Annotated in this window: 22 protein-coding genes and 1 tRNA gene; 7 read left to right on the top strand and 16 right to left on the bottom strand. The window is 71.5% G+C overall.

The window, feature by feature from the left end; translation table 11 throughout:
• Window positions 1-18: 18 nt before the first annotated feature.
• From J2Y42_RS17840 to J2Y42_RS17850, 3 genes are read right to left on the bottom strand one after another with little or no spacing between them, the layout of a single operon-like run.
• A complete protein-coding gene (locus J2Y42_RS17840) occupies window positions 19-753 on the bottom strand; it encodes an ABC transporter permease (protein ID WP_018191572.1) in 735 nt (244 codons plus the stop codon).
• A complete protein-coding gene (locus tag J2Y42_RS17845) occupies window positions 750-1,574 on the bottom strand; it encodes an ABC transporter ATP-binding protein (RefSeq protein WP_309861304.1) in 825 nt (274 codons plus the stop codon). The genes J2Y42_RS17840 and J2Y42_RS17845 overlap by 4 nt, the downstream gene beginning before the upstream one ends.
• Window positions 1,575-1,582: 8 nt before the next feature.
• The gene (locus tag J2Y42_RS17850) at window positions 1,583-2,230 is read right to left on the bottom strand and encodes a TetR family transcriptional regulator (RefSeq protein WP_309861309.1); all 648 of its coding nucleotides are present in this window, start codon (window positions 2,228-2,230) and stop codon (window positions 1,583-1,585) included.
• Window positions 2,231-2,394: 164 nt separating this feature from the next.
• On the opposite strand from J2Y42_RS17850, the gene J2Y42_RS17855 reads away from it, so the two are divergent.
• Together J2Y42_RS17855 and J2Y42_RS17860 are read left to right on the top strand one after the other, a co-directional pair.
• Window positions 2,395-2,961, top strand: a complete 567-nt coding sequence (locus J2Y42_RS17855) for a LemA family protein (RefSeq protein WP_018191575.1) — start codon at window positions 2,395-2,397, stop codon at window positions 2,959-2,961.
• 7 nt (window positions 2,962-2,968) lie between these two features.
• Entirely contained in the window at window positions 2,969-3,853 is an 885-nt protein-coding gene (locus tag J2Y42_RS17860) for a M48 family metalloprotease (protein WP_020077218.1), read from the top strand.
• Window positions 3,854-3,919: 66 nt separating this feature from the next.
• Here the strand turns inward: J2Y42_RS17860 and J2Y42_RS17865 are convergent, their stop codons facing one another.
• From J2Y42_RS17865 to J2Y42_RS17880, 4 genes are read right to left on the bottom strand one after another with little or no spacing between them, the layout of a single operon-like run.
• Window positions 3,920-5,233 carry a D-arabinono-1,4-lactone oxidase gene (locus J2Y42_RS17865; RefSeq protein ID WP_309861315.1) on the bottom strand — a complete coding sequence of 438 codons (1,314 nt, stop codon included), beginning with the start codon at window positions 5,231-5,233 and terminating at the stop codon, window positions 3,920-3,922.
• On the bottom strand, window positions 5,230-6,522 hold the full coding sequence (locus J2Y42_RS17870; protein ID WP_309861318.1) for an amino acid deaminase/aldolase: 1,293 nt from the start codon (window positions 6,520-6,522) through the stop codon (window positions 5,230-5,232). Before J2Y42_RS17870 ends, J2Y42_RS17865 begins: the two co-directional genes overlap by 4 nt.
• A complete protein-coding gene (locus J2Y42_RS17875) occupies window positions 6,522-7,778 on the bottom strand; it encodes an MFS transporter (RefSeq protein ID WP_309861321.1) in 1,257 nt (418 codons plus the stop codon). The genes J2Y42_RS17870 and J2Y42_RS17875 overlap by 1 nt, the downstream gene beginning before the upstream one ends.
• The gene (locus tag J2Y42_RS17880) at window positions 7,775-8,443 is read right to left on the bottom strand and encodes a TetR family transcriptional regulator C-terminal domain-containing protein (RefSeq protein WP_309861324.1); all 669 of its coding nucleotides are present in this window, start codon (window positions 8,441-8,443) and stop codon (window positions 7,775-7,777) included. The genes J2Y42_RS17875 and J2Y42_RS17880 overlap by 4 nt, the downstream gene beginning before the upstream one ends.
• Window positions 8,444-8,635: 192 nt before the next feature.
• On the opposite strand from J2Y42_RS17880, the gene J2Y42_RS17885 reads away from it, so the two are divergent.
• Complete coding sequence (locus tag J2Y42_RS17885; protein WP_309861326.1) at window positions 8,636-10,960, top strand: Ig-like domain-containing protein; 2,325 nt, start codon at window positions 8,636-8,638, stop codon at window positions 10,958-10,960.
• 6 nt (window positions 10,961-10,966) lie between these two features.
• Here the strand turns inward: J2Y42_RS17885 and J2Y42_RS17890 are convergent, their stop codons facing one another.
• On the bottom strand, window positions 10,967-11,344 hold the full coding sequence (locus tag J2Y42_RS17890) for a YchJ family protein (RefSeq protein ID WP_309861328.1): 378 nt from the start codon (window positions 11,342-11,344) through the stop codon (window positions 10,967-10,969).
• Window positions 11,345-11,709: 365 nt separating this feature from the next.
• On the opposite strand from J2Y42_RS17890, the gene J2Y42_RS17895 reads away from it, so the two are divergent.
• Window positions 11,710-11,783 (top strand) — tRNA-Leu (locus J2Y42_RS17895).
• Between the two features lie 101 nt (window positions 11,784-11,884).
• On the opposite strand, the gene J2Y42_RS17900 is transcribed toward J2Y42_RS17895, so the two are convergent.
• The 8 genes from J2Y42_RS17900 to hisS all read right to left on the bottom strand — a co-directional run bounded on the left by J2Y42_RS17900 (window position 11,885) and on the right by hisS (window position 21,163).
• Window positions 11,885-13,915: a hypothetical protein gene (locus J2Y42_RS17900; protein WP_309861331.1), complete on the bottom strand. Its 2,031-nt coding sequence runs from the start codon at window positions 13,913-13,915 to the stop codon at window positions 11,885-11,887.
• A 179-nt stretch (window positions 13,916-14,094) separates the two neighbouring features.
• Window positions 14,095-15,510 (bottom strand): FAD-dependent oxidoreductase, encoded by a 1,416-nt coding sequence (locus J2Y42_RS17905; protein ID WP_309861333.1) that lies wholly within the window; start codon window positions 15,508-15,510, stop codon window positions 14,095-14,097.
• A 40-nt stretch (window positions 15,511-15,550) separates the two neighbouring features.
• A complete protein-coding gene (locus J2Y42_RS17910; RefSeq protein WP_309861336.1) occupies window positions 15,551-16,954 on the bottom strand; it encodes a S8 family serine peptidase in 1,404 nt (467 codons plus the stop codon).
• An 8-nt stretch (window positions 16,955-16,962) separates the two neighbouring features.
• Complete coding sequence (locus J2Y42_RS17915; RefSeq protein ID WP_309861337.1) at window positions 16,963-17,478, bottom strand: DUF501 domain-containing protein; 516 nt, start codon at window positions 17,476-17,478, stop codon at window positions 16,963-16,965.
• A 4-nt stretch (window positions 17,479-17,482) separates the two neighbouring features.
• Window positions 17,483-18,016 (bottom strand): septum formation initiator family protein, encoded by a 534-nt coding sequence (locus tag J2Y42_RS17920; RefSeq protein WP_018191589.1) that lies wholly within the window; start codon window positions 18,014-18,016, stop codon window positions 17,483-17,485.
• A gap of 109 nt (window positions 18,017-18,125) precedes the next feature.
• Window positions 18,126-18,371 carry a hypothetical protein gene (locus tag J2Y42_RS17925; protein ID WP_309861340.1) on the bottom strand — a complete coding sequence of 82 codons (246 nt, stop codon included), beginning with the start codon at window positions 18,369-18,371 and terminating at the stop codon, window positions 18,126-18,128.
• A 152-nt stretch (window positions 18,372-18,523) separates the two neighbouring features.
• Window positions 18,524-19,804, bottom strand: a complete 1,281-nt coding sequence (eno, locus tag J2Y42_RS17930; protein ID WP_026307240.1) for a phosphopyruvate hydratase — start codon at window positions 19,802-19,804, stop codon at window positions 18,524-18,526.
• Between the two features lie 66 nt (window positions 19,805-19,870).
• Window positions 19,871-21,163 (bottom strand): histidine--tRNA ligase, encoded by a 1,293-nt coding sequence (hisS, locus tag J2Y42_RS17935; protein WP_309861341.1) that lies wholly within the window; start codon window positions 21,161-21,163, stop codon window positions 19,871-19,873.
• 455 nt (window positions 21,164-21,618) lie between these two features.
• Here hisS and J2Y42_RS17940 point away from each other — a divergent pair, with 455 nt between their 5' ends.
• The 3 genes from J2Y42_RS17940 to J2Y42_RS17950 are packed head-to-tail and all read left to right on the top strand — an operon-like array spanning window position 21,619 to window position 24,847.
• Window positions 21,619-22,674 carry an iron-siderophore ABC transporter substrate-binding protein gene (locus J2Y42_RS17940; protein WP_309861343.1) on the top strand — a complete coding sequence of 352 codons (1,056 nt, stop codon included), beginning with the start codon at window positions 21,619-21,621 and terminating at the stop codon, window positions 22,672-22,674.
• Window positions 22,675-22,679: 5 nt separating this feature from the next.
• On the top strand, window positions 22,680-23,768 hold the full coding sequence (locus J2Y42_RS17945; RefSeq protein WP_309861346.1) for an iron chelate uptake ABC transporter family permease subunit: 1,089 nt from the start codon (window positions 22,680-22,682) through the stop codon (window positions 23,766-23,768).
• Window positions 23,765-24,847, top strand: coding sequence for an iron chelate uptake ABC transporter family permease subunit (locus tag J2Y42_RS17950; RefSeq protein ID WP_309861349.1), 1,083 nt, complete (start codon window positions 23,765-23,767; stop codon window positions 24,845-24,847). Before J2Y42_RS17945 ends, J2Y42_RS17950 begins: the two co-directional genes overlap by 4 nt.

The following is a 24,847-nucleotide window of genomic DNA, read 5'->3' on the forward strand; positions in this document are numbered from 1 at the left end:
GGAACGGGCCGCCAGCCGTCACGCGGTCCGGCGCTGCAGGGTCAGCGCCCCGAAGACGACAGCGGCGACCGCGAACGCTCCGATGATGAGGAGCTGACCGCCCACGTAGGCGGCGTCGTGCGAGTTCGTCGCGACGGCGTTCAGCGCATCCACCGCGTGCGACAGCGGCAGCCAGTCGCTGATCTCCTTCAGGCCGGCGGGGAGTTGGTCGCGCGGGAGGAAGATCCCGCCGAGCAGGATCTGCGGGAACACCAGCAGCGGCATGAACTGCACGACCTGGAACTCGGTGCGGGCGAACGCGCTCGCGAACAGTCCGAGGGTGCTGCCGAGCACGGCATCCGTCACCGCGACGGCCACCAGCAACCAGGGGTCGCCCTTCACGTCGAGCCCGCACACCCACAGCGCGTACGCCGACGCGATGAGCGCCTGCACCACCGCGAGCAGCCCGAACGCGAGCGTGTAGCCGAGGATGAAGTCGCTGCGGCCGAGAGGCATCGACAGCAGGCGCTCCAGGGTGCCGGTCCTCCGCTCCCGCAGAGTGGTGATCGACGTCACCAGGAACATCACGATGAAGGGGAACAGGGCGAGGATGGCCGGGCCGATGGTCTGGAACACCGGGGTGTCGGTGAAGATCCAGGCGACGAGCCCCACGAGGAGCGCGGGCACCACCAGCAGGAGCACGACGGTGCGCGGGTCATGACGGATCTGGGTGAGCACGCGGCCGGTGGTCGCGAGCGTGCGGGTCGGGTTCATGGCGTTCCCACCTCCGTTCCGCTCTCCGGTTCGGCATCCGGCTCGGCGTCCGGCAGGGCGTGCCGGGCGTGGTGGCGGCGCAGCAGCGCGAGGAAGGCGCCTTCGGCGTCGTCGGCTCCGGTCTCGGCGAGTAGCTCCGCGGGGGTCGCATCGGCGAGCACGGCGCCCTCGCGCATCAGGATGAGGCGGTCGCAGCGGCTGGCCTCATCCATGACATGGCTCGACACCAGGAGGCTGGTGCCGGCCTCGGCGAGACGGTAGAACAGCCCCCACAGCTCGACGCGGAGCAGCGGGTCGAGCCCGACCGTCGGCTCGTCGAGCACGAGGAGGTCGGGCGAGCCTAGCAGGGCCGCGGCGAGGGAGACCCGGCTGCGCTGACCTCCCGACAGGGTCGAGACCAGGCGACCGGAGTGCTCGTCGAGATCGGTCGCGGTGATCGCGCGGTCGACGTCGGCGCGCCCGGCTCCCAGCACCCGGCGGAAGTACTCGAGGTTCTGGCGGATGGTGAGGTCGTCGTAGACGCTGGCCGCCTGGGTGACGTACCCGACCCGGTGGCGGAGGGCCGCTGTTCCGGCGGGCTGGCCGAGCACCGTCACGGTGCCCGACTTCACCCGCTGCACGCCGACGACCGCGCGCATCAGCGTCGTCTTGCCGCAGCCGCTCGGCCCCAGCAGGCCGACGACCTGGCCGCGCGGGATGCGGAGGTCGAGCCCGTGGAGGACGTCGGTGCGGCCGCGCCGCACCCGGAGCCCCTCGATGGCGATCGCATCGGCGAGGGCGTCGTCGCCCGCTTCCGCGGACGTCCTCCGCGAATTCATCATGTGATGAATTATTCGCCTGCGGGAGGCTCCGCGTCAAGAGGCGCGCCCGGCGCTTCGAACAGGTGCCACTGCACGACGGCGCCGACACGACGCGCGAGTTCCTCCCGGGGCGTGCCGGCGATGGGCTCGACCCGGAGGGCGTACCGCGTCATGATCAGGCCGACCAGCTGGCTGGCGGCGAGTTCGGCGCGCAGTTCCGCATCCTCTCCCCCGACCAGCCCCGCGAGTTTGGAGAGGACCTCCCGTAGCAGGAACTCGCGCACCATGCGCGTGCCCGGGCCGGAGCTGAGCGCGGTGCGCAGGATGACGACCATGCGGCGGCCGGACTTCTCGTCATCCAGGCGCTCCAGCAGGTAGGCGACCAGTCGCTCGCCGATGTCGTGCTGCGTGCCGGCGAGGATCAGATCCACCGCGCGGTCCGGCCGGAGCGGCGCCTCGAGCGTGGCGGTGAACAGGTCGGCCTTGTCGTCGAAGTAGTGGTGGACGAGCGCCGGGTCGACGCCCGCACGCCGGGCGACCGCCCGCAGCGACGCCGCCTCGTACCCGCGCTCGGCGAACTCCTCGGCCGCCGCACGCATGATCGACGCCCGCGCGGACCCGGCCCCGCGTTCCTTCCGCGGCCGTCCGGGACGTCGCCGCGCGACTGCTTCGCTCACGGCCCCATTCTGCACGCCGCGGCGCAGATCGAGGGTGCTGTCCACAGCCGATGCGCTTGCTTCGAGTGTGATGAGAACGCGGTGAGAGCCGGCTCCGCCGAAGCTAGGATGAGGTCTGCGCATCTGCTCGACCCGGCGCCTGGCACACAAGGAGTTCTGCGAACATGGAATGGCTCATTCCGGTCATCATCGTCGTCGTGATCGTCGCGATCATCGGGATCTACCTGTGGGCCACCTACAACTCGCTGGTCACCCTCAAGGTCCGGGTGGACGAGGCGTGGAGCGACATCACGGTCCAGCTGAAGCGCCGTGCCGACCTCATCCCGAACCTCATCGAGACGGTCAAGGGATACGCCGCGCACGAGCGAGGCGTGTTCGAATCGGTGACGCAGGCGCGCGCCGAGACGCTGTCCGCGCAGACGCCGGGTGAGGCGTCCGTCGCCGAGAACCACATGCAGACCGCGCTGAAGAGCATCTTCGCCGTGGCTGAGGCCTACCCGCAGCTGCAGGCGAGCCAGAACTTCCTGCGCCTGCAGGCCGACCTGGTCGACACCGAGGACAAGATCCAGGCGTCGCGCCGGTTCTACAACGGCGGGGTGCGCGAGTTCAACACCAAGATCAAGGTGTTCCCCAACAACCTGTTCGCCCGACGCCTGGGCTTCACCGAGCGCGAGTTCTTCGAGGTCGACAACCTCGCCGCGATCGCCGAGCCCCCGCGCGTCCAGTTCTAGGGCGTAGATGTACAGGGCGATCGCCAGGAACAAGCGCAACACCGTCTTCATCATCCTGCTGTTCCTGGTACTCATCGGTGCGCTCGGATGGCTGGCGGCGTACATCTACCAGAGCTACACGATCCTCGTCGTAGTGCTCGTCGGAGCGGTGCTCTACGCGCTCTTCCAGTACTACCTGGCCAGCAGTCAGGCGCTGAGCATGTCGGGCGCAATCCCGATCCAGAAGGCGGACAACCCACGACTGTGGAACGTCGTCGAGAACCTGTCCATCGCGACGGGCACGCCGATGCCGGCCGTCTACATCGTCAACGATCCGGCGCCCAACGCGTTCGCGACCGGCCGCGACCCGGAGCACGCCTCCGTCGCCGCGACGACCGGGCTGCTCGACATCATGACCGACGCCGAGCTCGAGGGCGTCATGGCGCATGAGCTCGGGCATGTGCGCAACTACGACATCCGGCTCGGGATGATCGTCTTCGGCCTGACCGTGGCCATCGGCTTCATCGCCGACATCTTCCTCCGCATGGCGTTCTTCGGCGGCAACCGCAACAACAACAACGGGGGCGGAAACCCGGTCGTGCTGGTGTTCGGGCTGATCGCCGCGATCGTCGCTCCCCTGGTGGCGACCCTCGTGCAGCTGGCCGTGTCGCGGCAGCGCGAATACCTCGCCGACGCCACCGGCGCGATGACGACCCGCCACCCGGACGCCCTGGCCAGCGCGCTGCTGAAGCTGGAGGCCTACGGCCGTCCCATGCAGAAGCAGAACTCGTCCATGGCCCACCTGTGGATCAACGACCCGCTGAAGCCGGGCCTCATGGCGCGTCTGTTCTCCACCCACCCCCCGATCCCCCAGCGCGTAGAGCGCCTCGAGCAAATGGGCGGCAGCTTCTAGCCGCCGAAGTGCACCTTGTGGCTGCTATTCCGGCGGTTTAACGACCACGACGTGCACCTCGGCGGGCTACGGACCGAGGACGCGGCGGAGGTAGGCGTTCTCGAAGCGGCGCTCGGGGTCGAGGCGGTCGCGGACGGCCAGGAAGTCGTCGAAGCGCGGGTACGTGGCGTGCAGCGCGTCCGCATCCCGGCTGTGCAGCTTGCCCCAGTGCGGGCGCCCGTCGTGGGTAACCATGATCTCTTCGACCGCGGCGAAGTACTCGCGCTGGTCCTCCCGGTAGTACCGGTGCACGGCGATGTAGCCCGTCTCGCGCCCGTACGCCGTCGAGAGCCAGTTGTCGTCGGCCGCGGCGCTCCGCACCTCGATCGGGAACGAGATCCGCCATCCCTTCCGCTCGATGAGCGCCTTCACCTCGGCGAGCGCCTCGGGCACGGCCTCCCGCGGCAGGGCGTACTCCATCTCCCGGAACCGCACCGTGCGGTTGGTGACGTACACCCGCGGCGCGTGGTCGGTGAAGTCGCGGTTTCCCGTGAGGCGCTGCGCGAGCCGGCTGAACGGCGGGATGACGGCGGGCGCCGCCGTGCCGAGCGCGCACACTCCCCGATAGAGGCCGTTGGCGAGCAGTTCGTCGTCCACCCACCGGCCGACCCGCGGGAGCGGTTTCCGTTCGGCCGTCAGAGGCAGGCGCGTGTTGGTCTTGGTGAGGGCCGTCTCGGTGTGCGGGAACCAGTAGAACTCGAAGTGGTCCTCCCCCGCCGACCGCTCCAGGTACGACTCCATGGTCGCCTGCAGCGGTTCGGGTCGCTCGACCGCCTGCAGCAGGTACGCGGGAACGCACTGCAGGGTGATGTCGACGATGACGCCGAGCGCCCCGAGCCCGAGGCGCGCGGCGGGAAGCAGGTCGGCGTTCTCCGTCTCGTCGATGTGCAGCAGCTCTCCTGTGCCGGTGACCAGGGTGAGCCCGACGATCTGCGTCGCCAGCCCGCCGAACGATCCGCCCGTGCCGTGCGTGCCGGTGGAGGTCGCCCCGGCGATGGTCTGCCGGTCGATATCCCCCATGTTCTCGAGCCCGAGCCCGTGCGGCCGCAGCAGCCGCGGCAGCTGGTGGAGGTGTGTGCCGGCCGCCAGCGTCACACGCCCGCGTTCGAGGTCGACGTCGCGGATGCCGTTCAGGTCTTCGAGGTCGAGCTGCACGCCCGGTGCCACCGCGATGCCCGTGAAGCTGTGCCCGGCGCCGACCGCTTTGACGCGCATCCCAGTCCGGTTCGCCGCCTGCACCGCGCGCTGCACGGCCTCGGCCGTGGCCGGGCGCTCCACGCGCTGCGGGCGCACCGCCTCGGTCCGGCCCCAGTTGCGCCACAGGCCGCCGACCGCCGTCACAGGAATACCTTCCCGTCGCCGCGGTAGGTCCCGGCTTCGCCGACCACGCGCGCCCGCCCGTCTACGGTGTCCACCAGCTGGAAGGCGTCGACGTGCTCGCTGAGCTCGCCGGACTTCGTGTGCCGCAGCCAGACCCGGTCGCCGATGCGCAGCACGCCGGCCGCGGCGCCGGTGAGCGGCGTCTGCACCTCGCCGGCCATCTCGCGAGCGACCATGCTGAGGCCGGTCGGCCACTCGACCTTCGGCATCCGGTCGGGCCCGGGCGGCCCCGAGGCGATCCAGCCCCCGCCGAGCAGGGTCGCCGTCTCCGGGTTCGGCCGGCGCACGACCGAGAGGGCGAAGGATGCGGCCGGCGCCGGATGGAACGACCGGTAGGTGTCGAACAGGTGACCGCCGAACAGTCCGCTTCCCGCGGCGATCTCGGTGACCGACTCGTCGGAGGCGGTGAACTCGATGGAGCCGGTCCCTCCGCCGTTCACGAACTCCAGATCGGCGATGCGACGCACCGCGGCGACCGCCTCCGCGCGCCGGCCGAGGAGCTCGTCGCGAGAGTTCTTCTGCATCCACCGCAGGGTCGCACCCCATGCCGGCTTGCCGGGCGGGTTGTCGCCCTGGCCGGCGATCTGCGCCTCGTATCCCATCATCCCGACGAGCGCGAAGCCCGGGCGCCGCACGATCTCCTCGGCCACGGTGCGCACCGACGCCGCCGAGTGCAGCGGCGACCGGAACACCCCGACATGGCCGAGCACCGGCGCGAACCAGGAGGAGTCGAGTTCGAGGCACAGCCGGATGGTCTGGCGCTGCGCCGGCGGAACCACCGCGTCGATGAAGTCGAGGTGGGCGATCGAGTCGACCATGAGCGTGACGCGGGCAGCGAGCTCGGGTGAAGCGGCGAGGCGGGCGATCGCGGCGCGATCGGCGGTCGGGTAGCCGACGACGACATCCTCGATCGGCGGGTGCTCCACGTCGCCCTCCGCGAGCCACAGCGCCTCCGGGAGCGTGTAGGCGAGCACGCCCGCGTACCCCGGGAGGGCGAGCACCGCATCCATCACCGAGCGCACCCGCACCGACTTGGAGGCGACCCGGATGGCCTTCGCCGGCCGGTCCGACGGCCCGGCCGCCCGGCGCAGCAGGTCGTGGGCGTTGTGCCGCAGGGCGGGCAGATGGAGAACCGCGAGCGGAGGATCGAGCCGCGCGGTCGCCGCGGAGAGCGACGGCCAGAAGACGTCGGGCGTCGTCCACGTCCGCTCGGACGGAGCCGGTGGAGTGGACAGGTCGAGGTCGCTCATCAGCGCACCGCTTTCACTCGGGCGACCGCGAGCGCTCCCGCGAACGCGAACACGGCCGACAGGACGAACAGACCGGCGAAGCCGCCCAGCGCCGCCACGATCATCGCGCCGAACAAGGGCGCGACCGCCTGCGGAACGGCCAGGGCGATGTTCATGATGCCGAGGTCCTTCCCGCGGCTCTCCGGGTCGGGCAGCACCTGGGTGGCGAGCGCCTGATCCACCGACAGGAAGCAGCCGTACCCGATGCCGAGGAGCGCGGCGGCGACGATCGCGACCGACAGCTGCGGGACGAACGCGAGCAGCAGCGCCGCGACGCCCTGCACGGCGGAGGACGCGAACACGAACGCCTTGCGGCGGCCGAGACGGTCGGACAGCCGGCCGAGCACGAGCGACGCCACGATCACGAACACCATGTAGACCAGGATGAGGATGAGCAGGTCGTCGTCGGCGTTCGGATCGCGCAGGCCGAACTCGAGGAAGTAGAGCAGCAGCGACGTGCCGAACGCGTTGCCGAAGTTGACCAGCACGCGGCTGAGCAGCGTCCAGCCGAAGTCGGGATGCTCACGCGGGCTGATCCACAGGCCCTCGATGACGCCGCGGAACGACATCCGCTCGCGCAGTTCCACCGGCAGCACCGCGTCCGGCAGGAACAGGAACGGCAGCACGAGCACCACCAGCAGCACCGCCATCGCCGTGTAGCCGACGAACGCGCCGACGAAGACGTAGGTGACCAGGGCGACGCCGAGGATGATGCCGATCGCCTGGGGTGCGCTGATCCACCCGCTGACGTAGCCGCGCTGATCGACGGGTACCTGGTCGCTGATCGTGGCGGTGAGCGCGGCGGTGAGGATGCAGAAGCCGGTCAGCGCGAGCGACCAGAACACGCCCATCCCGACCATGGTGGTCTGAAGCCCGAGCAGCACCAGGGAGACGGCGAAGACGACGGCTCCGGCGGCGATCCACGGGCGGCGGCGGCCGAAGCGGCTGGTGGTGCGGTCGGAGAGGGCGCCGGTCAGCGGGTAGGCGACGATGGCGCACACGCCGGAGATGCCCGAGATGACCCCGAAGGCGATCACGTTGTCCACCCACGAGTCGGTATGCAGCTGCGCCTGCACCTGGTCGGGCAGGAGCTTCTGGATGGGCGCGAGCTGCGCCATCCACACGCCCAGCCAGGCGACGGCGAAGGCGGCGATCCACCGTCCTGGGACCTTGCGCACCGGCTCGGCGAAGACCGCCGGCGTCGTCGTGTTCGTCATCGTGCACCTGCGTTCGTCGAGGGGGCGGGGGTGTGGTGCGTGGTGCGGTGGTGCGGTTCGGAGGTCGGGACGGCGAGGGCGGCGAGGGCGTCGGCCGCCACATCCATCACGGCGGCGGCCGCCGCGTCGTCTCGGGTGACCAGCCAGCCGACGGTGAGGCCGTCGGTGAAGGAGACCAGGATGCGGGCGATCTCGTCGAGGGGGCGCGTCCACTCGTATCCCGCCAGGCGCGCGGTCTCTGCCGCAGCGTGCGCCGCGACCTCGTGATAGCGCGCGTACTGCCGGCGCGCGAGCGGCTCGAAGCCCGGCTCGCGCAGAGCCCAGTGAGTCAGCTCGAACATCGCCTTCTCGCGGCCCGGATCGGCGCGGACGCCGTCGAAGTAGTGCTGGAGGCCCGCGCGGACCGCGTCGCGCATCCCCGCCCCTCCGGCTTCAACGGTGAGTGCGGGCGCGAAGTCGGTCTGCTCGCTGCCGACGGCCGCCTCGATGAGCTCGGCCATGAGTTCGTCACGCGATTCGAAGACGTAGTGGAAGCTGGCGAGCGGCATGCGGGCCTCGGCGACGATCCGGCGGGTCGTGGCCGCGGCGACACCGTCGCGGGCGATCACGCGCAGGGCGGCCTGGACCAGGGCGGTGCGACGGTCTGCGACCGGGATGCGCGTCATCCGGACTCCTCGGGCTCCACCCGCGCTCCGTCGCGCGGGAGAAAGTGGGACAGTTGACCCAGATCACAGTATGCCGCAAATGCGGGCGATTCGTTTGACACCGGCTATCAGTACCCCCTGGAATGGGGTGGAATGCGGGGATTTACGAGCGACGTGTCACCACCAGTCCGGCCACGGGGGTCGCGCCGACTGGTGTCCGTCGCTGCCGTCGCAGCGCTCGCCGTGCTCCTGCTCAGCGCGGCCGGACTCATCGGAACGGCTCCCCCCGCCACCGCGTCACCGCCCCCGGCCGGCGCATCGACGTCCGCACTCGCAGTATCGGGTTCCACCGCAGCATCCGGCTCCACCGCAGTCCGCTCTTCCGCAGCACAGTCACCCGCAGCCTCGTCCGCTGCAGCCTCCTTCTCCTCCGGCTCCGGCTCATCGCCGGCGTCCGCTTCCGCGCGCCCGGCGGCCGTTCCGACGCCGTCGGCCGTCTCGCCGACCGACACCTCGTCACCGTCCGACACACCGACCCCGACCCCGACGCCGAGCCCGGTGAGCATCGACCGCCTCCCGGATCTGGTGCGCAGCTTCCCGCTGGCCGTCTCGGGCACCGCGACGCCGACCGACACGATCTCCGTCTCGGCCGGCTCCTCCCCCGGAAGCGCGCAGAGCTGCACCGCCACGGTGGATGACGACGGCGACTGGCGCTGCACCATCGCCTCGCTGCCCGACGGCCCCGGCGTCTCCGTTCGCGCCGAATCCACCCTGAGCGGGTCCGACAGCGCCCGAGTGGATGTGCTGCACCCGCCCGTGATCGCCGGAACCGGCGTCGTGTCGACCGGCGGCAGCGTGCGCGGCACCGCCTACCCCGGCGCGAGCGTCACGGTCACCGCCGACTCCGGTGCGAGCTGCACCTTCCCGGCGGACGCCAACGGCGGCTGGGCGTGCGTGCTCAGCGGGTCGCTGCCGGATGGACGCCACACCGTGACGGCGACGCAGACGGCTCCGTTCTCATCGCAGGCGTCCGCATCCAGCGGCCGGGTCACCCTCGACGTGGACCGCACGGCTCCCGCCGCCCCGGGCATCACCTCCCCGTCGAGCGGGACGTCCGTCCTCGCCGGTGCGGCGGTCGCGTTCGGCGGAACCGGTGAGACCGGCGCGCATGTGACCCTCTACGCCACCACCGCCCAGGGCACGACCGTGGTCTGCACGGCGGACGTCGCCGCCGGCGCGTGGACGTGCCAGGGAGCCCTCCCCGAGGGCGCGTACACGCTCTCGGCCCTCCAGCGGGATGCCGCGGGGAACGTGAGCGCCGGGAGCAACGCCGTCACCCTCGGCGTCACGGCGGCCACCACGCCGTCGACGCGGTCGCCGACGCGTACGCCGACCCCGACGCCGACCCCCGCGGAGCCGGCGCCGCCCGCCGCCGGTGGCGGGACGGGTGCCGGACCGCTGCATCCCGACACCCGCGGGTGGATCGCGACGCCCTTCTCCAACGCCTCGGCACCGGTCGTGACGGCGGCCTCGCTGCCCGGGTGGATGCGCTCGGTCGGTCTCGCCGTCGCCGCACTTCTGCTGCTGGTCCTGCCGGCGCGGCTGCTGACCGCCGCACTCGCCCGCGGGCGTGCCGCCCGCGCAGATCGGGAGCGCCGCCGGGTGTCTGTGTTCGGCCGAAACCGGCCGCGCTCCGACGTCGCGGAGGCGTCGGCGCTGTTCGGCGCCGCCGCGCGGTCGGAGCGGACGCCGACGCCTTCCAACGGACCGGCTGCGGGCGGGTCGCCGTCCACGCCGGCTCAACCGCGCTGGCTCGTACCCGTGGTCGGAATCGCCGCGGCCGTGCTGGTGACCCTCTCCACGCCGCTCTCCGACCCGGGCGCCTACCTGCGGGTGCTGCTCGCGATCGGGATCGCCGTCGCCGGCGTGAACGCCGTGTGGGTGCTCGCCGGTCGAGCCCTGGCTCCGCATTTCGGCCTCCCCGTGCCGCGGATCACCGTGCGGCCGGAACTGCTCGTCGTGGTCGCGGTCGCGGCGTTCGGCTCCCGCCTGCTCGGGCTCTCCCCCGCGCTGCTGTTCGCCCTCGTGCTCGGACTGTCGATGGCGCCGCACGCCGGCCGCGCGCGCCGCGGACGGATCGCGGCCGTGCAGATCTCGGCCGTCGCGGCCCTGGGTGTGCTCGCCTGGCTCGCAGTGGGGCTGCTCCCCACGCCCACCGGGGCCTTCAGCGCATTCGTGGTCGAACTCGTCAACGCGCTCGCCCTGATCGGCATCGGCTCGGCCTCCGTCATGCTGCTCCCCCTCGGCGGGCTCGCGGGCCGTGCCGTCGCCCAGTGGTCGCGTTGGCTCTGGGGCGGGCTGAGCATCGTCGTGTACACGGTCCTGTTCGCGCTGCTGCTGCCCGTGGCATCCCTCGTCGAGCGGGGTGTCGGCGTGATCGTCATCGTCGGTGTCGCCGCAGGCTTCGCCGCGGCCAGCGTCGCGGTGTGGCTGTGGGAGCGCTACGTCGCGCCGGCGCTCGACCGCACGGTGCCGTGATCTGCGTCAGGATGCGCTGAGCGCATCCACGTAGAACCAGTCCCGCCCCTCGCGCGCGAACCGCGAGACCTCGTGCAGGCTGCCCCGCTCGCTGCCCTTGTAGTACGCGACGAACTCCACTACGCCGTCCCGGTCGAACGGGCCTCCGCCCTCGGTGCGCTCGATGTCGAGGCGGTACCAGCGGAGGTCGGGGTCGAGCTCCAGCTCGTCGGGTCGCGTGGACGGATGCCAGCTGCGGAGCAGGTACGCGGCATCGCCGAGGGCGAAGGCGCTGAACCGGGACCGCATCAGACGCTCCGCGGTCGGGGCCGGCTCGCCGCGGTGCAGCGGACCGCAGCAGGCGTCGTACGTCTCGCCGCTCAGGCACGGGCACCGGGTGGTCACGCATCGAGCCTAACCGGCCGTGGCGGGCCCGACTGGAGGCCCGGCCGGCGCCCGCGTCGGGGGATCCCGGGCACCGGCCGGACCGAGGACACCTCACCAGAAAGGGTGTCTGCGACGAGTGTGCCGCAGAACCTTGGAGAACGACTCCGGAACCGCTGAAGGAGTTCGCAGACGCGGCGGGCGGCGGCGACGGTGTAGCGTTGATCGCATGGAAGGTCTGCTCATCGGATTCATCTGGCTCGTCGTGATCGTCGGCGGCGGGATCGCCGCAGCCGCGATCGTCCAGATGGTCAAGTCGCCCTACCGCGACCGCTAGACCTCGACCGGCGGCCGTCCGCGCCGCTCGTCGGCCCGCTGCACCTTCGGCCCCCATAGCCCAATCGGTAGAGGCAGGCGACTTAAACTCGCCCGAGTGTGGGTTCGAGTCCCACTGGGGGTACTCGGCCGCCGGGCGCGCTTGCGTCGGTAAAACGGTCCCGAATCTCCGACGGACCGCGGTGCGGATGGAGTTTCGGCGCGATCGGGAGCAGATCTCCGACGTCAGCGGGCGCGTCGGCGGCGGCGGCCGGACACGATCGCCCAGGGGATGAGCGCCAGCGCCACGATGACCGCTGCGGCCCCGATCGCTGCGAGCACGCGCGGCCGCAGAAGCCACGGAGTTGCAGGCACGATACGGAGGTCGCTCGCGTAGCTGTCGGCGATCGTGGTGCCCGATCCCGTCGCCGTGTTGACCGCATCCAGGAAGAGTTCGGCCGACAGTTGCGGCCCCGGCGGGGAGGTGGGAACGCCGGAGGCGAGCTGCACACGGAGCAGCACCTGGTCGGTGCTGTGCGGGGCGATCGACAGACCGCCATCCGGCTCGACATAGCCGCGGATCACGTCGTCCTCCGCCGTGGAGCCGGTCAACTCGACCGGATGAAACGGGCCGGCCTCTCCGGAGAGCGAGTAGTCGACGTGCAGCTGGGACGAATCCACCGGCGTACGGCTGCCCTCCGCCGGGAAGACGTCGAGCTCGACGCGTGCCCCGTCGATCCGGTCGGACGCGGGGTTGGTGAAGGTGGCGGTGACGTAGCGGGCATCGCCGCCGGCCTCCAGGGCCGCCGGGAAGTCGGCCTCGGCGTTCGGCGCGGTCGCCGCGGTGGACCCCTGGTAGACCCGGCTGATGGCGGAGTACCCGCCCTTCGCCTCGAGCGCGACCAGCGCGCACACGACCGGATCGCCCGAGCCCGTGTAGGTGGCGGTGGCGCGACCGTTGCCGTCGGTGGTCGCCGTCGTCGCGGCGAAGGTCCCGCAGGTGCCGTCGCCGCGGACCGCGTAGGTGCTCAGCGTGATCCGGTCTCCGACGACCGGCTCGCCTGCCCGGTCGACGATGCTCAGCTCGAGAGTCGCAACGTCCGTGCCCTCCAGGCTGTTCGGTGTGACATCGGTGAAGATCTCGGCGACATCGCCCGGGGCCTCGGACGGATCTGTCGTCGCCTGCGTCACGCTCTGCGCGCAGCCGAAACCGGCGCCGTACGCATCGAAGGAGCCGTTGCTGAACTCCGTCTGGGTGTAATACGGGTGGCCGTTGATCAGTTGGTTGTAGAGAGTCCCGTACGGATCGTCGGGGTCGGTCGACCCGAGCGCGGTGCCGAAGTCCTCGGCGCACAGGTCGCCGATCTCGTGCCCCGTCTCGTCCAGCCATGCCGGATTCTCCGTGTCGGGATCCGTCATCGCCTCGGCCAGTTCGTGGCTGAGGGTGCTGATCGCGCCGTCGAGGGCGAGACTGCCGCTGGGGGCCTGTCCCGCGTCGCAGTTGGCCGCCTCGAACGGTTCGTTGCTGTACACGACGGCCTCCTCACCCTCACCGAACATGCGGTGGTAGCCGCAGAACGTCGATGCGGAGGTCGTCCCGTCACGATCCTGCGCCTCCACGCCCGGCGGCAGGAAGACCGGCGTGAAGCGGTCCATGCCCGTCGGCACCTGTCCGACAGCGACCAGCCGCGCGAGTTCGGCGCGCAGTTCGTCGTCGGTCAGGCAGACGCTGCTGACGTCGTCGTCGGGCGCGCATCCCTTCGCCGGGAAGGCCGACGGGTCGACGACGGCCGGGGCGTCGGTGAGGCGGTAGTCGAGGGGAACCGTCTCGCCGTCCGCGTCGCCGGGGTACTCGGTCGCCAGCGAGTAGACGTTGGCATCGCCGCCGCTGTCCGCCGCGACATCGTGCAGGTAAAGCAGGATGCCGTCCACGTACCCGGGAGGGAAAGCGAAACCGTCGGGGGCCCAGAACACCGGCGTGATGACGATCCCGGCGTCACCGGAGGTCTCCATCACAGGCCCGCCGGAGTACTCCATCGGCGGGGCGCATCCATCGCAGTAGTGACCGTCGCGGTTGCCGCCGTCCGCCAGCTCACTCTCGGCGGCGACCGGAGCAGTGACGGGTGCGTCGAGCGGGGCGTCGAGCGGTGCGTCGAGCGACGCTGCGGTCGCGGCAGCGGGTGCAAGGGCGAGGGATGCGACGGCAGCCACCAGAGCCACGGTTGCCCACCAGCGGCTGCCCGCCTGCCGGCCTCCGCGTCGGATGCGTCTCGCCATCGTGCCACCGCCTCGCTCGCCCCGTGACCGCACGATGCGGCACTGCAAGCACCACCGTGGCATCCCCCGCCTCGACCCGAAATACAGCTGCTGCGCGACGACACCGGACCGGTCCACCGAACGACGAAGGCCCGGCCCCCTGAGGGGACCGGGCCTTCGCGCGGCGTTCGCTCCGCGAACTACTTCGCGGTGACCTCCGCCGGCTGCTTCTCGGCAGCGGGCTTCTTGCGGGCCGGAGCCTTCTTCGCCGGCTCCTCCGGAGCGGCCTCGACGGCCGGCTTCGGGCGGGCGGCGAACTCCTCGAAACCGGCGCGCGGGTGCTGCACGGCCTCGAGGGACACGATGTCGCGGCCGAGCCACACGTTGTTCCACCAGCCCCAGATGACGCGCCACTTGCGCTCCCACGACGGCATGGCCAGCCCGTGGTAGCCGCGGTGGGCGAGCCAGCCGATGACGCCCTTCATGGCGATCTTGCCGGACTGGAGCACGCCGACGCCCACGCCGAGGCCGGCGACCGCACCGAGGCTCTTGTGGTAGTACTGGCGCGGCAGCTCGCCACGCAGCGAGGCCACGATGTTCTTCGCGAGCAGCTTGCCCTGACGCACCGCGTGCTGGGCGTTCGGCACGCAGTAGCCGCCGACGCCGCCACCGGTCAGGTCGGGCACGGCCGAGACGTCTCCGGCGCCCCAGGCGCCCTCGACGATCTCCTCGTCGGTGCCGACGCGCAGGTCGGCGCGGACGCGGAGGCGGCCGCGCTCCTCGATCGGGAGGTCGGTGTGCCGCACGATCGTCGGGTTCGCCATGACACCGGCGGTCCACACGATCAGGTCGGTCTCGAAGGTCTCGCCGGTCGACAGCTGGATCACGCCGTCCACCGCGCTCTGCAGCTGGGTGTCGAGGTGGATCTGCGCCCCGCGCTCCGCGAGGTTCTTGATCACCCAGTGGCTGGTCTTGAGCGACACCTCCGGCATGATCCGGCCCATGGCCTCGATCAGGTGGAAGTGCGTGTCCTCGAACGACAGTTCCGGGTAGCGCTTCAGCAGGGCGCTGGCGAACGAGCGCAGCTCGGCGAAGATCTCGATGCCGGCGAAGCCGCCGCCGACGACCACCACGGTGAGGAGGCGGTCGCGCTCCGGCCCGGCCGGCATGCCGGCCGCCTTGTCGAAGTTGGTGAGGAGCTGGTCGCGGATGTACACGGCCTCCTCGATGTTCTTGAGGCCGACCGCCTGGTCCGCGACGCCCGGGATCGGGAACGTGCGCGAGACGGCGCCCGCCGTGACCACAACGATGTCGTACTCGAACTCGTACGCCTCGCCGATGGGCGGCTGGATGGTCGCCACCTTGCGTGCGTGGTCGACGTACGTGACCTTCGCGGTGATGATGTTGGTGGTCTTGAGGTGGCGGCGGTGCGCGACGACCGCGTGACGCGGCTCGATCGACCCCGCGGCGACCTCCGGGAGGAACGGCTGGTACGTCATGTACGGCAGCGGGTCGACCATGGTGACCTCAGCCTCGCCCGGGCGGAGCTGTTTCTCGAGCTTCCACGCGGTGTAGAAGCCGGCGTATCCGCCGCCGACGATCAGGATTTTGGGCACAGTGAAGCGTCTCCTCTAACCGATAAGTTTGGGCCTTACATTACTCCTTGCTGCGCATCCGCCTGAAATGCGACCACGCGCCGACGCCGCCGAGGGCGACGAGAGCGAGAAAGCCGGCAATCAGACCGAACGGCAGCCAGAATGCGGTGAGGACGCTCCATTGCGGCCAGAAGAACCGATTCCATGGTACCGCGCGCTCGGGGGTGAGTTTCGCGGGGACGGGAGCGGCCTGCGGATCGCCGCCCGGAGCGGGGGTCGAGGGGGCGGGGGTCGAGGGCGATTCGGCGCGTCGGTGGATGCGGATCCAATCGCCCAGATCGCCCATCGGATTCACGGTGACATGCGGGACGGAGGCCGTGACCGCGGCGGCGGCATCCAAGAGTCCGTAGCCGTAGATCGGGCTCGGCACGGCGCCGCCCGCGGGTTTCGCTGTGCGAATGATCCGCTCGATGACATCCGCCGCCTTGAGTTCGGGATGCGCGGCGCGCACCAGGGCGACGGCCCCCGAGACGAGGGGAGCTGCACCGCTGGTCCCCGCCCACTGCACGTACCCTCCGCCCGGGTTCGCGCCGACGAGCTGCTCGCTCGGCGCCGAGACGCCGATCGTGATGCCCTGGGCGGATGCGTCGAAGCTGGCCTTGCCGGCGCGGTCGACGCCGGCGACGGTCAGCACACCGGGGATGGTCGCCGGGGCGCCGACCTCGCTGGTGCCGCTCCCCCGGTTGCCGGCGGCGGCCACGATGACCACGTCGTGCGAGAAGGCGTACTGGAACGCCTCATCCCAGCTGGTCGGCCAGTCGAGGGTGTTGCGGGTCAGCGACATGTTGATCACCGACGCACCGTTGTCGACCGCCCAGCGGACGGCCTCGGCGATCTGCTCGTCGCTTCCGACCGGTCCCATCGCCTTGCCCAAAGCGACGGACGCGCTGAGGATGGTGGCGTCCGGCGCCGCGCCCAGCACACCGCTGTCCGGCCCGGTCCCCCGGCCGGCCAGCAGGGAGGCGACCCAGGTGCCGTGATTTGCGCTCTCGGCGTCGCCCAGCGGTTTCTGGCCGGAGGCGGCGCCGACACCGGAGACGTCGGTGCCTCCGACGACCGCACCGGCGAGGTCGGGCACCGAACCGTCGACGCCGGTGTCGATGACGGCGACCTTCACTCCGGCGCCGCGGGTCGTGTTCCAGGCCTGGGCGAACCCGTAGTCGTTCAGCCAGTACTGCAGGTCGCGCACCTGATCGGCGCGGGCGGCCGTGGCGGGGACGAGGGTGGACGCGATGGCGATCGCTACAGCGGCGGCGATGGAGGCGAGGCGGCGGGCGGGGCGGGAGCGAGTGGGGCGCGGGCTGCCGTCGCGCGGGCGGCCGTCGCGCGGGCGGACCGGGGTCTCCGGGCCGCCTGCGGCGACTCGGGCGTCATGTGCGGCCGGCCGCCGCATCCGGTCCCCCACGGGGCGTCCTAGCCGGCGACGTCGATGAGGCACTCGCACACCGCGGGCGACCAGTCGCCGCGGGCGAGCGCGAGGTCGCCGATCGGGTTGACTCCCGGGCCGGCGGCGAGGGCGTGCGCGGCGAGGGCGTGCAGGCACTTCACGCGAGAGGGCATGCCGCCCGCCGAGATGCCCGCGATCTCGTCCACCACGGCGATGGACTCGCGGTCCGCCAGGTACTGCTCGTGCGCCGCGCGGTAGGCGGTCGCGACATCGTCGTCCTCCGCGAGGAGGTCGTTGTACTCGGCCATGACCTGCGTCGCCTCGAGCGCCGACATGGCCGCGGTCGCGGCGGGATGCGTCAGGTAGTAGAAGGTCGGGAACGGCGTCCCGTCGTCGAGGCGCGGCGCCGTGGAGACCACCGTCGGGCGGCCGCACACGCAGCGCGCGGCGATGCCCACGACGTTGCGGGCGGGGCGGCCCAGCTGCTCGGAGACGACGGCGATGTCCTCGTCGGTCACGGGGTCGAACGGGGGTCTGGTCATGGCGTTACTTCTTCGGGGTGGGCGACCCGGTGGCGGGAGCCGTCGGGTCGGGAGCCGGGGTTCCGCTCAGCTGCTGCGGGGTCGCCTGCGTCAGTCCGGCTCCCATGAAGGAGCCGAAGAGCGAGCCGACCCAGTCGGTCTGCGTCTTGACCAGCTTGGAGCTGACGGGGGTCGTGTCCTGCTTCGCCGCCGGCGGCCGGTCGTCGATGACGAGGTAGCTGACCTCGCCGGGCATGACGTAGTAGAGCCGGTCGCGGGCCTGGGCGCGCAGGTAGCTGGGGTCGTTCCAGCGCGCGCGCTGGTCCTTGAGGGTGTCGACCTGAGCCGCGAGCTGGTCGACCGCGTGCTGCTGGTCGGCGATCTGCTGCCGCTGCGACAGGAAGGCCTGGACCGTCGGTGCCAGGATGAGCACGGCGAGCACGAGGACGCCCATCATCACGAGCGAGAACGCCGAGAAGTGCAGCTGGCGCAGCCAGCGACCGGTGCCGGTCGGGCGGGACATGCGCACCGGGACGCGTTGCGTGCGCGGCTTCGGCATGGGCCCTCCGGTTCGGGATGCTGGTGGCGGATCGGGACCGGGCGGCCCCCTCCCATCGTAAGTGATCACGCCCGTCCCACCCGTGGCGGCGCGGGGTGTCGGGATGCGTTCAGCCGGCGGCCAGGATGCCCGCGAGGCGCACGGCCCCGAGTGCGACCAGCGCCCCGCCGCCGACGAGGAAGACCACGCCGAGAGCCCGCGCGTCGCGTGCCCGGAAGCGGCGGTGCGCATCCTCGTCCGAGAAGAACTCGGCACTCCGGTCCGGCCGTAGCGTCAGGAACAGCCCGAGGAGGGCGAACAGCGCCGCCAGCGCGAGGAACAGGACGAGCGGGACGACCTCCGACTCCGTGGTCACTCCAGCACCCTACCGTCGGGCGCCCGCCCGTGGCCGAGGTGCACGTAGTGGCGCTCGACACGCCGTGCGAAAGCGCCACTACGTGCACCTCACGCAGCCGCAGACGCGGACGGCCCCCGGGGGAACCCCGGGGGCCGTTGCGGTGGGTGCGGTTACGCGGTGAAGCGCGGGAAGGCGCTGCGGCCGGCGTAGACGGCGGCGTCGCCCAGCTCCTCCTCGATGCGGAGCAGCTGGTTGTACTTCGCGACGCGCTCGGAGCGGGCCGGGGCACCGGTCTTGATCTGGCCGGCGTTGGTGGCGACGGCGAGGTCGGCGATCGTGGTGTCCTCGGTCTCACCGGAGCGGTGCGAGAGCACGGCGGTCATGCCGCTGCGCTGCGCGAGCGACACGGCGTCGAGCGTCTCGGTCAGGGTGCCGATCTGGTTGACCTTGACGAGGATGCTGTTGGCCGCGTGCTTGGTGATGCCCTCGGCGAGGCGCTTCGGGTTGGTGACGAACAGGTCGTCGCCGACGAGCTGCAGCTTGGTGCCGAGCTCGGCGGTGAGGTGCGCCCAGCCCTCCCAGTCGTCCTCCGCCAGCGGATCCTCGATGGAGACGAGCGGGTAGTTCGCCGCGAGCTCCTGGTAGTAGGCGCTCATCTCGGCGGCCGTGCGCTCCTGGCCCTCGAAGCGGTACACGCCGTTCTCGAAGAACTCGGTGGAGGCGACGTCGAGGCCGAGGGCGATGTCGCGGCCGACGGTGAAGCCGGCCTTCTCGATGGCCTCGGAGATCAGGTCGAGCGCCGCACGGTTGTGCTCGAGCTCCGGGGCGAAGCCGCCCTCGTCGCCGAGACCGGTGTTGAGGCCCTTCGACTTGAGCAGCGCCTTGAGCGAGTGGTAGGTCTCGACGCCCCAGCGGAGGCCCTCGGAGTAGGTCTCCGCGCCGAGCGGGAGGACCATGAACTCCTGGATGTCGACGCCGGTGTCCGCGTGCGCGCCGCCGTTGATGATGTTCATCATCGGGACGGGCAGGACGTGGGCGTTCGGTCCGCCGACGTAGCGGAACAGCGGCAGGTCGGCCGAGTCGGCCGCGGCCTTGGCGACGGCGAGGCTGACGCCGAGGATGGCGTTGGCGCCGACGCGCTTCTTGTTGTCGGTGCCGTCGAGGTCGATCAGGGCCTCGTCGACCAGGCGCTGCTCGGAGGCCTCGAAGCCCTCGATCGCGGGTCCGAGCTCGTCGAGCACCGCATCCACGGCCTTGAGCACGCCCTTGCCCTGGTAGCGCTCCTTGTCGCCGTCTCGCAGCTCGTAGGCCTCGAACGCCCCGGTGGACGCGCCGGACGGGACGGCGGCACGGCTGACCGTGCCGTCCTCGAGGAGCACCTCGACCTCGACGGTCGGGTTGCCGCGCGAGTCCAAGATCTCGCGAGCGCCTACAGCTTCGATTGCAGCCACAACTGTCTCCTTGCGTGGTTTTTCGTGGGTTTTACGACGTCAGTCTAGTGATGCGAGGTGAGCCGCTCAGTTCAGCGGCTTGACCTCGAGGGCGGCCGCATCCGCCGTGTCGGCGTTGACGAACGCGAACGAGCGGAAGCCGGCCGAGGCCGCACGGTCGAGCACGGCCTTGAGGTTCTTCGCCCGCCGGTCGAGGCGGACGCGGTGCCCGCGCGCGATCAGCTCCGACTTGATCGCGACGAGGCGGTCGAGCGGAACGGCGGGGTCGTACACGAGCACGACGGACTCCGCGGAGGCGTCCTCCGGCAGCTCGATCAGGTCGACGACCCGCTCGAAGCCGATGGAGAAGCCCGCGGCGGGCACGTCGGTGCCGAGGAAGCGGCCGATCATCCCGTCGTAGCGCCCGCCGCCGCCGACCGAGCTGCCGGAGCCGGGGTGGGCGATCTCGAAGATGGTGCCGGTGTAGTAGCCCATGCCGCGCACGAGCGTCGGGTCGAACCGCAGGGCGACGCCGGGCGGAAGGGTGTCGAGGGCGTGCGCGAGCGCCTCCAGGTCGGCGACGGCGTCGGTGTCCATCCCCTCGGGGAGGATGCCGGTGATCGCGTCGACGGTGAGCGCGACGCCCCCGTCGGCCAGGTGCGGCTCCAGGTCGGCGAGGATGCCGCCGAGCACGGCCGCGGAGTCGGCCCCGCCCTCGGCGAGCTCGGCGACAACGCCCTCCGCGCCGATCTTGTCCAGTTTGTCGATGGAGATGAGCACCTGCGGCCAGCGCGTCTCGTCGAAGCCGCAGTACTCGAGCAGCCCGTTGAGGATGCGCCGATCGTTGATCCGGATCGTGCAGTCGCTGAGGCCCAGCGCTTCGAGCGCCGCAGCCGTCGCCGTGATCAGCTCCACCTCGGCCAGCTGGGTCGCCTCGCCGATGATGTCGATGTCGCACTGCACGAACTGGCGATAGCGGCCCTTCTGCGGACGCTCCGCCCGCCACACCGGCGCGATCTGAATGCTGCGGAAGACCGGGGGCAGCTCCGCCCGATGGGTGGCGTAGAAGCGGGCGAGCGGAACCGTCAGATCGAACCGGAGCCCGAGGTCGGCGAGGCTCAGCAGGTCGCCCGAGTCGATGGCGGCCGTGAGGTCGTCGCCGTCGAGTCCGCGCTTCAGGATGCTGAAGGACAGCTTCTCGTTGTCGCCGCCGAGTCCCGAGTGCAGGCGCTCGACGTCTTCGACGACCGGGGTCTCGATCTCGTCGAACCCGTGCGCGGCGAAGCTGCGGCGGATCACCCCGAGAGCATGCTCGCGGCGGGCCTTCTCAGCGGGGAGGAAGTCGCGCATGCCGCGGGGCGGGGTGATCGGTGAGGCCATGCGTCGATTCTTCCATGAAGGCGGCCGACGGCCGGTGCCGGGGGTATGGTGCGCATCCACGTGCCGGCGTAAAATCCAGGCGTTGCCACCCTGAGGCTCCGCCATTGCGCGGGGCTCGGTGGCGTCCTCAATACAGGACCTGGCATGAGTCGCACCCGTCCGACCACGAACGCGTGCTCGCTGCCAGACACGGGCCGACAACGCGTCCGCCGAGACCAGGAGAGCGCCGCCGCGAGGCGCCGCCTCACCCGAATGGCGACCTGACCGGGTGGACGCGCTGCCGGCCATCCCTGCGCCGCCCGCCATCTCCGCGCCGCCGGCCGCCACGCGCGCTCCCGTCCGGGTGGTCGACGCAGAGGTCTTGGTCGCCCGCGATCTCTTAGGTTAGGCTTGCCTTACATCGCACGGACCACGTCGTCGGCTGCCGCCCATCCCATCCCCTCCCGAGGAGAACCATGCTGCCTGTCCCCCGCGCCGCCCGACGCCGGTCGCGTCTCGCTGTGATCGCCTCCGCGATCGTGGCCTCCGCCGCCCTCGTGCTCACCGGCTGCAGCGCCGGCGGACCCGCCGCGCAGAGCAGCTCGGACAGCGGCACCGGCGCCTTCCCCGTCACGGTGAAGAGCGCCCTCGGCGAGGCGACGATCGACGCGAAGCCGAAGCGCATCGCGACCTGGGGATGGGGTGCCCAGGACATCGTGCTGGCTCTCGGAATCGTCCCGGTCGCCATGCCGGCGTTCGCCTACGGCGGCACCGCGGACGGCATCCTGCCGTGGGACGCCGACCGCATCAAGGAGCTGGGCGGGAAGACGCCGAAGATCATCCCCGCCGACACCGGAGAGGTGCCGTTCGAGGACTTCGTCACGGCCAAGCCCGACGTCATCCTCGCCCCGTACTCGGGACTGACGCAGGCGGAGTACGACACGCTCAGCAAGATCGCCCCGGTCGTCGCCTACCCGGAGAAGCCGTGGGCCACCAGCTGGCGCGACCAGACCGAGATCGTCGGCAAGGCGCTCGGCATGACGAAGGAGACGGACGCCCTCGTCACGAAGACCGAGGACTCCGTGACGGCGCTCGCCGCGAAGTACCCGGTGCTCAAGGACAAGACCTTCTTCTACGCCGCCGCCAACGAGCCGGGCAAGCTCAACGTCTACCGGGCTGACGACCCGCGCGTGCAGCTGCTCAACGACCTGGGGCTCAAGAACTCCCCGAGCATCGCCTCCCTCGACTCCTCGAAGGGCGACGGCAGCTTCTTCTACCAGCTCAGCTACGAGAACCTGTCGAAGATCGACACGGACCTGCTGGTGATGTACTTCGAGGACCAGGCCGCGGTGGATGCGTTCACCTCCGACCCGCTCGTCGCCGCGATGCCGACGATCAAGGAGGGCCGTTTCGCCCCCATCATCGGACGGTCGTTCGTCGCCGCGACCAGCGCGCCCAGCGTGCTCAGCATCCCGTGGATGCTCGACCGATACGTGCCGCAGCTGGCCGAGGCCGCCGACAAGGTCAAGTAGCGCGGATGTCCGCGAGCGTCGACGCGCCCGCCGCTGCCGGTCCGTCCGGTCCTGGCGGGGCGGGTACCGGTCGCGCGGGGTCGTCCCCGCGCGCCCGGCGCCGCCGCCTGCTCGCGGGCTTCGCCGTCGCGGCCGCCCTGCTCGTGGTCGTCTCGGTGCTGAGCCTCATGGTCGGCGCGCGCACGATCGCCCCGGCCGACGTCGTGCACGCCCTGCTGCACTACTCGCGCAGCGACCCGGACTCGCTCGTGGTCGTGGACAGCCGCCTCCCCCGCACGCTGCTGGGCCTGGTCACCGGGCTCGCCCTCGGGCTCGCCGGCACCGTCATGCAGGGTCTGTCGCGCAACCCGCTGGCCGACCCCGGCATCCTCGGCGTCAACTTCGGGGCGTCGCTCGCCGTGGTCGTCGCCATCGCGTTCCTGGGCATCACCGCGCCGACGGGGTACCTGTGGTTCGCGTTCGCCGGCGCCGCGCTCGCCTCCGTGCTGGTCTACGCCGTCTCCTCCCTCGGGCGCGAGGGCGCGACGCCGGTCAAGCTGGCGCTCGCGGGAGCGGCCGTCTCCGCCGCCCTCGGCTCGCTGATCACCGCGGTTGAGCTGACCAGCCGCGCCTCGCTCGACGCAATGCGCTTCTGGCAGGTCGGGTCGCTCGCCGGCCGCGGGTTCGGAGTGCTGTGGCAGATCCTCCCGACGCTCACCGTCGGCGCGATCCTGGCGCTCGGGCTCGGGAGGCTGCTGAACGGTCTCGCGCTCGGCGACGACGTCGCCCGCGGGCTCGGCCAGCGCGTCGGAGTGACCCGCGTGCTCTGCGGAGTGGCGATCGTGCTGCTCTGCGGCTCGGCGACCGCGGCGGTCGGGCCCATCGCGTTCCTCGGCCTGATCATCCCGCACATCGCCCGGCGCGTGGTCGGCGCGGACTACCGCTGGATCCTCGCGTACTCGGCGGTCGCCGCACCGACCCTGCTGCTCGCGTGCGACATCCTCGGCCGCGTCGTCGCCCCTCCCGGCGAGCTGCAGGTGGGCGTCGTGCTGGCGTTCGTGGGCGCGCCGGTGTTCATCGCGCTGGTGCGGCGCCGACGGCTGGTGAGCCTGTGAGCGCCGCACCGGTGTCCCCGCCGTCACGGGCCGGGGGCACGTCGGCAGCCGGCACGGTGGATGCGGTGCGCGCCGACCGGCGCCACGGCCGTTCGCGCGCCCTCCGGGTGTCCATCACCCTGGCCGTGCTCCTCGTGCTCGTCGCCGCCGTCTCCCTGACGCTCGGCGCTGTGGCGGTCTCCCCCGCGGATGTGCTGGCCGCGCTGGTCGGCCGCGCCGACCGGCTGACGTCGTTCGTCATCCTGGAGCTTCGGCTGCCCCGGCTGATCGCGGGCGCCCTGGTCGGCGCGTGCCTCGGGCTCTCCGGTGCGCTCATCCAGTCGGTCGCCCGCAACCCGCTCGCGAGCCCCGACATCATCGGCATCACCGCGGCGGCGAGCGCGACCGGCTCCGTCGCCCTGATCTGGTTCGGGCTCACGGGTCTCGCACTCTCCGGCATCGTGCTCGCTGGGACGCTCGTCGCTGCCGCGGCCATCTACCTGCTGGCCTGGCGCCGCGGTGTCAGCGGCTACCGCTTCGTGCTGGTCGGGATCGGGATCGCGGCCTTCTGCGCGGGCATCGTCTCGTACGTGCTCACCCGCGCCGACCTCTCCGACGTGCAGCAGGCGCTGGTGTGGATCACCGGGAGCCTCAACTCCGTCGACCCGACCTCCCTGCTGGTGCTCGGCGTCGGGACGGTGCTGCTGGTGCCCTGCGCGCTGCTGATCGGACGTCCGCTCGGAGCCCTGTCCCTCGGCGACGACCTCGCCGCCGGGCTCGGTGTGCGGCCTGAGCGCACCCGCCTCCTGGTGGTCGCCGTGGCCGTCGCGCTCGCGGCGCTCGCCGTCGCCGTCGCCGGTCCGGTCTCCTTCGTCGCGTTTCTCGCCGCGCCGATCGCCCGGCGGCTGCTGGGCCGCGGGTCGCTCGCGCTCATCCCGTCGGCGCTGCTCGGCGCGCTCATCCTCGTCGTCTCGGACATCGTCGCCCAGTTCGCGCTCCCGGGCGTCGTGCTGCCGGTCGGCGTCGTCACCGGGATCGTCGGCGCCCCCTACCTGCTCTGGCTGCTCGCCAGGACCAACCGCATCGGCCGTGGAGGCTGA

The sequence above is a fragment of the Leifsonia sp. 1010 genome (assembly GCF_031455295.1).
In the GTDB taxonomy this organism is placed as follows: Bacteria; Actinomycetota; Actinomycetes; order Actinomycetales; family Microbacteriaceae; genus Leifsonia.